Annotated in this window: 12 protein-coding genes; 10 read left to right on the top strand and 2 right to left on the bottom strand. The window is 35.7% G+C overall.

The genetic code is table 11. The features are described from left to right. Positions 1–80: 80 nt before the first annotated feature. On the bottom strand, positions 81–788 hold the full coding sequence (deoD, locus tag KFD70_RS01325; protein ID WP_000110708.1) for a purine-nucleoside phosphorylase: 708 nt from the start codon (positions 786–788) through the stop codon (positions 81–83). A gap of 278 nt (positions 789–1,066) precedes the next feature. On the opposite strand from deoD, the gene KFD70_RS01330 reads away from it, so the two are divergent. Further along, a complete protein-coding gene (locus tag KFD70_RS01330) occupies positions 1,067–1,849 on the top strand; it encodes a DUF8832 domain-containing protein (RefSeq protein WP_336451976.1) in 783 nt (260 codons plus the stop codon). 5 nt (positions 1,850–1,854) lie between these two features. Here the strand turns inward: KFD70_RS01330 and mprF are convergent, their stop codons facing one another. Continuing rightward, positions 1,855–4,431 (bottom strand): bifunctional lysylphosphatidylglycerol flippase/synthetase MprF, encoded by a 2,577-nt coding sequence (gene mprF, locus KFD70_RS01335; RefSeq protein WP_336451739.1) that lies wholly within the window; start codon positions 4,429–4,431, stop codon positions 1,855–1,857. Between the two features lie 218 nt (positions 4,432–4,649). On the opposite strand from mprF, the gene KFD70_RS01340 reads away from it, so the two are divergent. The 9 genes from KFD70_RS01340 (at position 4,650) to KFD70_RS01380 (ending at position 12,487) form a co-directional block, all read left to right on the top strand. Beyond that, entirely contained in the window at positions 4,650–5,039 is a 390-nt protein-coding gene (locus KFD70_RS01340) for a hypothetical protein (RefSeq protein ID WP_336451740.1), read from the top strand. Between the two features lie 23 nt (positions 5,040–5,062). Continuing rightward, the gene (locus tag KFD70_RS01345) at positions 5,063–5,554 is read left to right on the top strand and encodes a YpuI family protein (RefSeq protein ID WP_336451741.1); all 492 of its coding nucleotides are present in this window, start codon (positions 5,063–5,065) and stop codon (positions 5,552–5,554) included. A 199-nt stretch (positions 5,555–5,753) separates the two neighbouring features. Further along, complete coding sequence (locus KFD70_RS01350) at positions 5,754–6,668, top strand: superoxide dismutase (protein WP_336451742.1); 915 nt, start codon at positions 5,754–5,756, stop codon at positions 6,666–6,668. Between the two features lie 112 nt (positions 6,669–6,780). Then, positions 6,781–7,902 (top strand): D-alanyl-D-alanine carboxypeptidase family protein, encoded by a 1,122-nt coding sequence (locus KFD70_RS01355; protein ID WP_336451743.1) that lies wholly within the window; start codon positions 6,781–6,783, stop codon positions 7,900–7,902. Further along, entirely contained in the window at positions 7,895–8,491 is a 597-nt protein-coding gene (spmA, locus tag KFD70_RS01360) for a nucleoside recognition domain-containing protein (RefSeq protein ID WP_207992703.1), read from the top strand. Before KFD70_RS01355 ends, spmA begins: the two co-directional genes overlap by 8 nt. Then, entirely contained in the window at positions 8,488–9,018 is a 531-nt protein-coding gene (gene spmB, locus KFD70_RS01365; protein ID WP_033796016.1) for a spore maturation protein SpmB, read from the top strand. The genes spmA and spmB overlap by 4 nt, the downstream gene beginning before the upstream one ends. Before the next feature lie 288 nt (positions 9,019–9,306). Continuing rightward, positions 9,307–10,035: a 23S rRNA pseudouridine(2605) synthase RluB gene (gene rluB, locus KFD70_RS01370; protein ID WP_336451744.1), complete on the top strand. Its 729-nt coding sequence runs from the start codon at positions 9,307–9,309 to the stop codon at positions 10,033–10,035. Between the two features lie 154 nt (positions 10,036–10,189). Continuing rightward, positions 10,190–10,711, top strand: coding sequence for a thiol-disulfide oxidoreductase ResA (gene resA, locus KFD70_RS01375; protein ID WP_336451745.1), 522 nt, complete (start codon positions 10,190–10,192; stop codon positions 10,709–10,711). A gap of 150 nt (positions 10,712–10,861) precedes the next feature. Next, a complete protein-coding gene (locus KFD70_RS01380) occupies positions 10,862–12,487 on the top strand; it encodes a cytochrome c biogenesis ResB family protein (RefSeq protein WP_336451977.1) in 1,626 nt (541 codons plus the stop codon). Positions 12,488–12,498 lie beyond the last annotated feature (11 nt).

Raw genomic sequence — 12,498 nt, forward strand, 5'->3', positions numbered from 1 at the left:
GTCATATAAGCTAGATAGTTAATTTAGAATAGGATAAGAAAAAAAGAACTCGCCAGACGTATGACAAGTTCTTTTGTGCATTATTGTTGGATCGCAGCATCTAAAGCGATTTCAATCATTTCGTTGAACGTAGTTTGACGCTCTTCAGATGTTGTTTCTTCTCCAGTGAAAATGTGGTCACTTACTGTTAATACAGATAATGCATTTACACCGTATTTCGCTGCTAATGTATAAAGTGCAGTTGTTTCCATTTCTACAGCTAATACACCGTATTCACCAAGTTTTTTCACCATATCCATACTTTCACGATAGAACACATCAGCTGTTAAAACATTACCAACTCGAACGTGTAATCCTTTTTCTGTTCCAGCGTCATACGCTTTCTTTAAAAGATCAAAGTTTGCTGCTGGTGCAAAGTCAAATCCAGGGAATGTTAAACGGTTCATGTTAGAGTCTGTACAAGCAGTCATTGCAATAATTACGTCACGCACTTTTACATCTTTTTGAATCGCTCCACATGTACCTACGCGAATTAAATTTTTCACTCCATAGCTTTGGATTAATTCGTTTACATAAATAGAGATGGACGGAACCCCCATACCTGTCCCTTGAACAGAGACACGTTTTCCTTTATAAGTTCCAGTGAATCCTAACATGCCACGTACGTTATTATAGCAAGTTACATCCTCTAAAAATGTTTCTGCAATATATTTTGCACGTAGTGGATCGCCAGGTAGTAAAATAGATTCAGCAATTTCACCTTGTTTTGCTTCAATATGAACGCTCATAAAAATCCTCCTTATTATGTATAGATATAAATTAACATCATCTGCATTATACACTAGGAATCCTGCCAATTAAAATCTTTTTCTTGTTTGTAGTATATACAAGATACACTGTTTTCAGTAATTCGTTATTCGTTTCCCGATTTATGGTTATTCTTTCTTTAAGTGGAAACTTTCCTTTATTTTATAGAGGATTTTTATAGGAAAAATAGAATGAATTTTGTAACAATATTCTATTTACAGGCATAGTTGTATGAATTGTTTCACGACTTATAAAAAGTATAGCAGGTGATGATTTGAAAAATCTTGTCATTGGAATAGTTGCTTTACTACTTATTGTAGCTGGTGGATTCTACATGCAAAAGTTTAAAGGAACAACAGAAACAGCAGGGGACATTCGAGAAGTAAAATGGGAGATGAAAAATAGAATAGGAAATGAAAAAATAGATATTACATTTCAACTGTTTAATAAAAATAAAAATGAGATTCGTGGAGTGAACGATCGTATTAGAGCGATTATTGTGGACGAGCAGTTAAAGGAAATTCAGCAAATCAACCCTGCATTTGCTGGAAATGGGTCTTATAAGCTAGCTTCAAAAGGAACGAAAGGTAAAGCTTATACGGTTTTCTTATATGAGGATCATGGTAAAACAGAACAGTCCTTTTCTAAGAAAAATTTTGGGGAAGAGGAAAAAGAGAAGAAACAAAAGAATTTAATAGAAGACACAGTGCTTACAAAAAAAATTGGCGATTACCAAATGTCGCTTTTATTTGGAGCGTTACACCCAAATGAAGCAGCTACACTTACATTTCAATTGCAAATGAAAAAAGGAGCAAGGGTGAAATTCGGCTCGAATACTGGGGAACAGGGGGCGCTTTATATAGTCGATGAAAAACGAGAACATTTTTTATATGCAGTCCCTGTAAATGAAGAAGAGCAACTACAGTATCGTATTACTTTCCCAGAAGAAGGAATATATAAAATATGGGGTACATTTTATATAAACGGAAAAAAGTATGAAAAAGAGTTTATCCTCCAAGTTCAGAAACGAAAAAGCAGCTAGTGATACTAGCTACTTTTTCGTTTTCCTATTAATTTTGTTACAGCAAGCATTGTAATTGGTAAGGAATGATTTTTGCGGAATGCTAAATATTTGCCGCTCCACGTAGGCTTATATTTTTCTTTAAAGTGCCGTAAACCGCTAAAACTATACGTATAACGAACGTTATTGAAAATTGCTGCTGCGACGCGCTCGGACCAGAAAGATTGTGTAGATAGACCAACATTAGAGAGCGGAGCCATACCGATATTGAAAGAATGATAATCGTTTTCTTTTGCCCATTGGAATAAATGGATGAAAATCGCATCCATAATTCCACCAGGTGCATCAGGGTAATAGCGCATTAAATCAACAGAAAGTTCACCAGCTTGGTAAACAGGCATAAAGGTTGTAAATGCGATGATTTTTCCTTCAGCATCAGATAAAGTTGCAATAGGGGCACGATTTATATAGTCACGATCAAAGTATCCAAGAGAAAAACTTTTTTCTTTTTTTCCTCCAAGCCAAGCATCTGAAACTTTTTTTAATTCCTCATATAACTCGTCTGAAAATGGTGGTTGATGAATGGAAAATGTATAACCTTCACGCTCAAAGCGGTTAAGAGTTGCACGTAATCCAGCACGTTTTTTACCTGATATAGTAAAGGTATTTAAATCAACAACAGCCTCTTCACCAAGTTTAAAGAAGTTATAGCCAAAATCATGATATAAGCTCATCCATTTACTTTCAATTTGATAGAAAACACAAATGTATCCAAAGCGATCTGCTTCAGCTAGAAATTCTTGTAGTACCGTGCGGAAAGAAGACGGATCGCCAATTGGATCACCGAGTATAACAAGACGTTTTCCTGTTGTTGAAAATAAAAGAAGTGCTTTTCCGTCGCTACTGAAGAAAAATTGTTTATCTCCTAAAAAACCTAAATGGCTTAGTACATTTCCGCCATATTCATCTAAGAAGTTTTGCAAACGTTTATCGTTTGCTGGTTGCCCAGGAAATACACTACGGTAGCGATTTGCAATAAGGGAACCGATAAGTAAAAAGGTTGGGACAAAGAAAGCTGCTGCAAGTGCGCTACGTTTTACTTGTGTAATATTACGAACAACAAAATCAGGTTTAAAAGCTTCCTTTGCTCCAGCAAATAAAATACCTAGGTTTTTGTACAAATATAATGTTAGTAATAAAAATATAAATACTTTGACTACATCAGAGAGTGATACTTCCATTTTCTCACGCACAAATCTTTTACGGAGCATATATAATACTGCCAGTACAATTAATAAAATAAAAGTCTCTTCAATATCAATTCCTTTTAATGTGTTAAAGATTGCTGCTCCAATTAAAGAAACAATCGTCATATAGTAGGAGCGTTTCGTTCCGTAATAAATCCCTCGTGATAGAATTAGAAGAAGGATACCAAAGGTTAAAGATAAGCTAAAAGAAAATTGAATGAGATGTTTTGGAGCTAAAATATGTAACGCGTGAGCACGGTTTATGCTTGTTGGTAAAATGGTTGATAAGATAACCATTAAGCCAGCAAAAACGGTTAATGCAGCGGATGCCCATGATCCTAATTTCCCTAAAAAATCACGTTGCAATGTCCAAATGACACCTGTTGTTTCTAAAGCAGGTGCGATAAATGGTTTATCTTCAATCTTTTTCAGTGCAGCTCCTGTCATTTCAAAAGCTGCAAAAATTAAACCGAGGCAAAACGGTAAAATATAGTATACAAGGCGGTATAGTAACATAGCGGGCAGTAATACGCCTGTATCAATACCGTATTGTCCTAAACCAGTCAAAAAGACAAGATCAAATGAACCAAGACCACCTGGTACAAGACTAACAACGCCAGCTAAAGCCGCAATGACATAAACTCCTAAAAACTTCCGGAAATCGATCTCAATTCCAAATAATATTAAAATAACATACATGACGATACCGGCAGATAGCCATTCCACTAAAGAAACAATGGAGTATAAAACAGTTGGGTTTTTCTCTTCCTCTTGTCCGTCTACGTTTTTTTGTTTTCGATTTTTAAGTTTAGAAAACCCGATATATATCGGTACAAAAAGAGCAAAGAAGACGAGTACAGGCCATAGCCAAGGTTTTTCATGCAGAATAAAACGTGTATCTAGTATTCCGATAAGACCGAGGAACGAGAGAAGGGCTAATCCGTTAATAAAGGCGGTTGTCATCCAAGCGATACTTTTGATAAGTTTACCATTCTCTTTTACGTGAGGCCGATATAACATTGTTCGTACGCCCGCTCCAACAAGGCCACCAAAGCCGAGAAATCCATTTAACGTGTTTGCAGTCCATGAAACCCGGAAAATCTTTTGAATAGGTACATCTGCTTTTAAATAGCGGAGCATAACAAAGTCATAAAAGAACATTGTTGAAACAGCAAATGCACCGAGCGTAATAGCTAAAAAGACTCCTCCAGTTGGAATGTTTTTAATTGTTTCAATTGCTTCTCGAAATGAAATACCAGATAATTCTTTTCGAGCTTGAAAGAATACAATTGTCAAGACAACAAATGGGAAAATAATTTTTCCGATTTGTAAGAAACGTTTCCACGAAAACGACATAAATACAACTCTCCTTGCATAAGAAAACTGAGACAATATTCTTATTATGACAAACTTCATGAAAAATAAAAAGGTAAATTGCAGGATATAAAATCTATTTTTTATATAAATATGGAAATATCATATATATTTTAATAAGAATTAATGAAGAATTAAAATTTTGTTTATTCAGAAAAATGAGTTAAAATAAAACAAAATAAGGAAGAGAGGTAAAGAGGATGGTTATAATAGGTTACGCAGGCTATGAGCTAGAAAAAGCACAACCTAATACGTCAGAAGATTTCTTTAATCGATCTGAAGTAACTTATATGTTGAATGAACAAGAAAAAACATTTTCTGTATTATATGTCCGTTATTTTGAAGAAATTTTGCAAGAAATTACTCCGTTTGAAGGAAATCCAGTTTTTAAAATAGAAGAACAAGACATATATTTACGTGATATCGTTGCTCTAGCTTGTTTTGTTAAAAATAAAGAACTTCGTGGGCAAAAGCGTGTGTATATTAATGGAATAGAAGATTTTCAAAAATATTTTGATGATAAGACAGTGGTAAAAGTACAAAACATAATGGCTGAGTTACATAAAAATAAAAAAGTAGAAATAGCGTAAAATGGCAAAGGAGAGAAAAGGGTATGTCTAATTCAATGGTTGAAAATCAAACGCATCAAATTTCGGGATTTTTAGAAGAGGTTATTACTTTAATGACTGATTTTGTAAATTATCATACATTACCTTCTTTATTAGAAGAGTCACCAGAAGGTAATAAGCATTATTATGAAGGTTTGTTATCGGCGTTAAGACGATTACTTGTATTTTGTGAAGAAGGATTGGATGCGTGCCTTGTTTTATTAAGTAGTCAACCATTTCGAAAAGCGGCTGCTGAGAAAACATTATATAAAATCTACCATCAAGTAATTGCTGAATTCTTTTCACCAAAGAGTGATCAATGGTATGAAAATAGTCGCTCAGCATATACAGGAAAAAATTCCATTGCTTTTCAGCAAGTACCACCTTACTCAATTGAAAAAGTAATGCAAGAATTAGAAGGTAAGTTTCAAACAATGCGTGAGGAATTGGAATATTATGAAACGGACTATCAAACGAAGATGTTACACAAGTATTAAAATAAGATTGAAAGAAACCTATAGATGGGAGAGAGGATCCGGCCGTGGATAGAAGCGGTCAGATCCTTTTTTAATCCCATGCGATGTGAGAACAGAAGGAAAGAAAGAGTGAAGGATTCTTTTGCTGTTTTGTACGGTATATACAATGCGGGAACTGAATATAGTTAAAGTGGATAGCATCAAGGAGGTGTCGCGTTGTATGAACCAGCAAAGTGTATTTACAGATTACTTTCATGAAGTAGAAAATTGGTGTGAAAGTGTTCTTCACGTACTAGATAGTCGTGCAACTGAAGTGTATGACGTTCATATGCTTGCCTATAAAATCCAAATACTATTAGACCGTATGAAAGAAAATGAATATGAAACAGATGCTGAATTACTGTATGAGATAAGTGAAGATGTGGAGCACATTCAAAATCATTTACAAGAAGTATTTATGTACGAAAATGAACAATATGAATTGTACGAAAGAGCGTATACGGAACGATCTGTTCCGATTGGAGGTCACACGCTCCCGCCGTTACCCTATCCATACAATGCTCTAGAACCATATATTTCTCGAGAAATTATGATGCTGCATCATGATAAGCATCATCGTAGTTATGTAGAAGGACTGAATAAAGCAGAAAAAATGATGGAAGAAGCAAGGAAAACAAACAAATTTGATTTAATAAAGCATTGGGAAAGGGAAGCGGCTTTTCACGGTTCAGGCCATTATTTACACACGATATTTTGGAATAACATGAAAAAAGATGGGGGCGGAAGTCCAAGAGGTGCATTATCTCGACAAATTGAGAAAGATTTTGGAAGCTTTTTACGTTTTCAAAAGCATTTTACAGAAGCTGCATCGAAGGTAGAAGGATCTGGATGGGCGATTCTTGTGTGGGTACCTCGTTCGGGAAGATTAGAGATTTTACAGAGTACCCTTCATCAATTATTCACACAGTGGGATACGATACCGTTACTTGTGCTTGATGTATGGGAACATGCATATTACTTGCAGTACCAAAATCGAAAAGATGAGTACATTAAAAATTGGTGGAATGTTGTAAATTGGCCAGATGTGGAAAAAAGATTTGAAAGTGCGAAGCAGCTTGAGTGGACACCGTACTAGACGCATATTTGTGCGTCTTTTTTGCTGGTATAGAATAGAATGTTTCGTTCATATTTTATAGGGCCAAGCATACACTTGTACAAAAAGTGCCAAAAGGACGTGGTGGGGGAATATGAGACGAACTTGGATTGTAATTGCACTTATTGTAATGTGTGCAAGTATTATACCGATTCATACATATGCACAAATGAATGATGTAAGCGCCCATAATGCCGTATTGATGGAAGAACATTCGGGTCGAATTTTATATGGAAAATTAGAACATGAACCACAGAAGATTGCTAGTATCACGAAAATTATGACCGCCTTACTTGCTGCTGAATCAGGAAGAATGAAAGAAGCTGTACCTATTAGCGATAAAGCTGTTCGAGTAGAGGGTTCGGCAATTTATTTAAAACCTGGAAACAAAGTGCCGCTAGAAGATTTAGTTTATGGTTTAATGCTTCGTTCAGGTAATGATGCAGCCCAAGCAATTGCTGAAAATGTGGGAGGAAGCATGGAAGGATTTGTGTATTTGATGAATGAAAAAGCGAAACAAATCGGAATGGAAGATACACATTTTTCAAATCCACATGGTTTAGATGGGGATGGTACGCACTATTCGTCTGCATACGATATGGCACTTTTGACACGCTATGCAATGGGGAATGAAACGTTTCGGAAAATTTTTGGAACAAAAACATATCAATCGAAAGCATGGGATTACCCGTGGAAAAACAAGCATAAACTTGTAACATCTTATTATGAATTTGCGACAGGAGGAAAGACGGGGTTTACAAAAAAAGCTGGGCGTACACTTGTTACAACAGCTTCGAAAGATGGATTAGATTTAATTGTAGTGACGCTTAATGCATCTAATGATTGGGACGACCATATGTATTTGTTTGATCAGGGATTTAAACAATATGAGTTAACGAAAGTTCTAGAGCAAGGAGCGCTCTCTGGACTGAAAGAAAAGAAGTATACAAATCACGTTTATACCAAAAATGATTTTTCTGTACCTTTAACAGTTGATGAGAAAAATGAAGTTTTATTAAAAGTTGAACTTGATAAAAATGTAAAGTTAAAAGATGGAGAAAAAATAGGGAAAACAAGTATTTATGTAGGTAACGAGAAAGTAGGCGAGCGCAATTTATTTTATAGCAAACGAAAGCTAGTTGCCACAACTGGAGTATATTGGAATGATGTGAGAGAGATTTTTTCTCATATGTTAGGTGTTAGAACAGATGGTTAACCTCGTATGGGTGGCGATGGCGATCATTGGGATTGTATATGCGATGGTGAACGGAACGATGGAGGAAGTGAATAAAGCAGTTTTTGAAGGATCGAAAGATGCAGTAACAATTTGTATTGGGCTGATTAGTGTTTTAGTCTTTTGGCTAGGTTTAATGAAAATTGCTGAAGAGGCAGGTTTATTAAAGAAATTAGTCTCATTTTTTATGCCGGTCGTGAAAAGGTTGTTTCCAGAAGTACCAAAAGACCATCCTTCGATGGGGTTTATTTTATCAAATATGATGGCAAATTTTTTTGGATTAGGAAATGCAGCGACGCCACTTGGTATTAAAGCCATGGAACAGCTTAAGGAACTGAATGGGGGAAAGGATTCGGCAAGTCGTTCTATGGTGACATTTTTGGCTTTAAATACATCTGCAATTACATTGATACCGACTACTGTAATTTCAATTCGGATGACGTATGAGTCGGCGAACCCGACTGAAATTGTTGGTGTTACGTTTATTGCACAAGTATTATCGATGATTGGAGCGATTTGGATTGACCGCTATTTTTACCGAAGACGGAGTAGAAAGGGGCGGAAAAAATGAGTATTGTTAATACAATTTCATTATGGGTGATTCCATGTGTTATTGGTTTTATTCTATTGTATGGGACGATAAAAAAAGTTCCAACGTACGAATCATTTGTAGAGGGCGGAAAAGAAGGAATCCAGATTGCTATTTCTATTTTACCATTTATGGTAGGGATGCTTGTATCTATTTCTATTTTCAGGGCATCAGGGGCGCTAGATGCTATGATTTCCGTCATGAAGCCAATGTTAGATATGATTCACGTGCCGGCAGAAATTGTGCCGCTTGCGCTTATACGTCCCATTTCTGGCTCTGCAGGATTAAGTATTACTACAGATTTAATTGCTACATATGGGCCGGATTCATTTATTGGTAGGCTTGCTTCCACGATGCAAGGAAGTACAGATACAACGTTTTATATTTTAACAGTGTACTTCGGAGCTGTTGGGATTCGTAAAATGGGAGATGCCTTAAAGGTAGGATTGTTTGCAGATTTAATTGGGATTATTTGTTCCATTGTGTTCGTTTCTTTATTGTTTCAGTAATCGGTATTCATTTTTTGCGTCAATTCGCTTATAATACGTATACGACCGCTATTAAGAGTAGGCTTAATAGTGGTTTTTTTGTGGAGTATTTTTGACAAAATAATGAACTTTTGTTGTGAACAACTGTATGAACGTAAACAATAATAAAGGATAAAAGTAGCATTCGACCTTTAAAAGTTTGCACTATAGCTATGTTGTTTATGATAGACGAGGAAAATCGCTTTAAACCTTAGGCGGTTGCCAAGTCTTTCTAATGAAGGTAAGATAAATTTGAGGTGAATTAAGGAAATGGAACGATTACAAAAAGTGATTGCGCAAGCTGGAATTGCGTCAAGAAGAAAAGCTGAAGAGCTTATTCAGCAAGGAAAAGTGAAAGTTAACGGTAAAGTAGTGACTGAGTTAGGAACAAAGGTAACTCCTCAAGATAAAGTAGAAGTAAATAATATTCCTCTTGAAAAAGAAGAACCTGTGTATTTCTTACTATATAAACCAACTGGTGTTATTTCGAGTGTGTCAGATGACAAAGGAAGAAAAGTTGTTACAGACTTTTTCCCTGAAATCACACAGCGTCTATTCCCAATTGGTCGTTTAGACTATGATACGTCTGGCGTACTCCTTATGACCAACGATGGTGACTTTGCAAACATATTAATGCATCCAAAATATAAAGTTGAGAAAACATATGTTGCAAAAGTAAAAGGACCATTAACAGGAGAGAAAATTCGAATGTTAGAAAAAGGTGTTGTATTAGAAGATGGAAAGACAGCGCCTGCACGTGTGAAAATTCTTTCTTGGGATAAACGTAAAGAGATGGCAATTGTTCAATTAACGATCCATGAAGGACGTAACCGTCAAGTTCGCCGCATGTTCGAAGCGCTTGGCTGTAAAGTAATGAAATTAAAACGTGAACGTTATGCTTTCCTAGAAGCAGGAAGCTTACGTCCTGGTGATGCGAGAGAGTTATCACCTCATGAAGTAAAACAACTACGGGCGCTTGCTTCTACAAAACCAAGATAAGTGGTAAAGTCAAACTTTCATCCGTGGGGAGTGTTATCTCCCGCGGGTGATTATGGATATATACATGAAAATAAACAAATGCTCGAAGTAAGGGACAAGTTAGTAGTTACAGAAATTGTTTACATACAAATTCATCGAAGAGAGGGGAGCGAGTATGAATAAGAATCGCTTACTATTTCGCATTGTTATTTTGCTTATTTTAAGCGTAGCAGTAGGATTTACACTCTATCAAGGCTTTTTTGTTGATAAGGAAAAAATGCAAATTGGGAAAAAAGCACCTAACTTTGTTGTTACAGATCTAGAAGGAAAGAAAATTGAGTTGGATGACCTGAAGGGAAAAGGAGTATTTTTAAACTTTTGGGGAACGTGGTGCAAGCCGTGTGAAAAAGAGATGCCTTATATGAATGAATTATATCCTAAATATAAAGAAAAAGGCGTTGAAATCATTGCGTTAGATGCAGATGAAACGAATATTGCAGTGAAAAATTTTGTGAATCAATATGGATTAAAGTTTCCTGTTGCAATTGATAAAGGGCAAGAAATAATCGGTACATATGGCGTGGGCCCACTGCCAACATCATTTTTAATTGATAAAGACGGAAATGTAATTGAAAAAATTACGGGTACACAAACGAAGGATCAAATAGAGGGATATTTAAAGAAGATTACTCCTTAATAAAGAAAGCCTTTACATAATGTGATAATCAATGTGTTTGCTAGGTGAAGGTGCTTTGCTTCGTCTTAGTACCTCTATTGAAAATTCTGAGTATTGCGGTAACTTGCGGTTGCAGGATACAATGATAAATAGAAACAAGAGGCGGTGAGAATATTGGAACAGATAAAGTGTGAATGTGGGCATGTAAATCCAATTGGTACAATTTTTTGTGAAGCTTGCGGTAAACCTTTTGAAAATAAGGAAGATACGAGATTACTAGATATGCGATATGAGGGAAGTGCTCGGCGTTCTCTTACTCATACGAAAACGATCGTGGATAAGATTTGGAGCTTCTTTTCTTCTGTTAAAGTAGGAGTATGGCTTATTGTTATCACTCTATTAGCATCGGCAGTTGGTACTATATTTCCGCAAGAAATGTACATACCTCCAGGTGTCACGCCGAGTGAATATTATGAACAGGAATATGGTTTTCTAGGACAACTATATTATCAATTAGGTTTTAATAAGTTATATAGCTCATGGTGGTATATGATTTTAATTGCTTCAATTGGTGTATCACTTGTGATATGTAGTTTAGATCGTGTAATTCCGCTTTATAAAGCTTTAAAAAAGCAGGGGGTAAAAAGACACCCAAGTTTTTTAAAGAGGCAACGGTTGTACGGGACCGGCTCTCCGAAAGAGGGGGATCTAGAACAGATTCAAGCTAATTTAAAGAAAAAAAATTATAATGTAAGAGTTGATGGTGAAAATATTTTAGCAGAAAAGGGCAGATTCTCTCGCTGGGGTCCATATGTAAATCATATCGGTCTTATTATTTTTCTGTTTGGAGCAATGCTACGGTTTCTTCCAAGTATGTATGTGGATGAATCGCTATGGTTACGTGATGGTGAAACGAAAGAGATACCAGGAACAGATGGAAAGTATTATTTAAAAAATGAAAAATTTATAAAAGAAGTTTATGACAAAAGTAAAGATAATCAAGTATTTAATGATGCAATTGATCGTGTGGGCGATAAAATGATTGCAAAAAACTATCAAACGAATGCCGTATTATACAAAACTGTAGGGGAAAGTGTTGCGGGACAAAAACCAAAGTTAGAGAAAGTAAAGGAAAGTGAAATTAGAGTAAATGAACCGCTTAAGTTTGATCAGTTTGCTCTATATCAATTAGATTTTAAAGAAAATGAATTTAGTAGTATGTCTTTTTCCTTACAGAAAAAAGATAATCAGCAAAAATGGGAACCTATTAAAGTTAACCTAGAAAATCCAAAAGAAACATATGATTTAGGAGATGGGTATTCTATAAAATTATTAAGTTATTTTCCTGATTTTTATTTTGATGAGAATGGTCAGCCGAATACAAAAACAAAGATTCCGAACAACCCAGCTTTCGTTTTTAAAATGTTTACACCAGAGACGCCAAAAGGAGAAGTGAGCTTTGTAGGTATACAACAAAACATAGAACCTGAGGGGAACAATCAATATAAAATGACCTTTGCAGGAGTAGAAATGCGAAATGCAACGGGGTTGATTGTAAGAAAAGATTTGACACTGTGGATTCTTGGTATTGGAGGGTTTATCTTCATGGTTGGCGTGATTCAAGGTATGTATTGGAATCATCGTCGCATTTGGATACAACGTGTTAAAGATGAATGGTGGATTGCTGGTCATACAAATAAAAACTGGTTTGGCTTGCGGAAAGATATTGAAAAAGTACTTGAAGGAACAACGATTCCACAACCATACGACAAAGTAAATAATCAAAAAATTAGTTAAGGTGGGGAGAA

The organism is Bacillus pfraonensis, assembly GCF_050768835.1.
In the GTDB taxonomy this organism is placed as follows: Bacteria; Bacillota; Bacilli; order Bacillales; family Bacillaceae_G; genus Bacillus_A; species Bacillus_A pfraonensis.

Coding starts and splice junctions, on each gene's coding strand:
- resA (WP_336451745.1), top strand. CDS start 10,190: ATGAATAAGAATCGCTTACTATTTCGCATTGTTATTTTGCTTATTTTA.
- spmB (WP_033796016.1), top strand. CDS start 8,488: ATGAGTATTGTTAATACAATTTCATTATGGGTGATTCCATGTGTTATT.
- mprF (WP_336451739.1), bottom strand. CDS start 4,431: ATGTCGTTTTCGTGGAAACGTTTCTTACAAATCGGAAAAATTATTTTC.
- rluB (WP_336451744.1), top strand. CDS start 9,307: ATGGAACGATTACAAAAAGTGATTGCGCAAGCTGGAATTGCGTCAAGA.
- spmA (WP_207992703.1), top strand. CDS start 7,895: ATGGTTAACCTCGTATGGGTGGCGATGGCGATCATTGGGATTGTATAT.
- KFD70_RS01350 (WP_336451742.1), top strand. CDS start 5,754: ATGAACCAGCAAAGTGTATTTACAGATTACTTTCATGAAGTAGAAAAT.
- deoD (WP_000110708.1), bottom strand. CDS start 788: ATGAGCGTTCATATTGAAGCAAAACAAGGTGAAATTGCTGAATCTATT.
- KFD70_RS01345 (WP_336451741.1), top strand. CDS start 5,063: ATGTCTAATTCAATGGTTGAAAATCAAACGCATCAAATTTCGGGATTT.
- KFD70_RS01340 (WP_336451740.1), top strand. CDS start 4,650: ATGGTTATAATAGGTTACGCAGGCTATGAGCTAGAAAAAGCACAACCT.
- KFD70_RS01355 (WP_336451743.1), top strand. CDS start 6,781: ATGAGACGAACTTGGATTGTAATTGCACTTATTGTAATGTGTGCAAGT.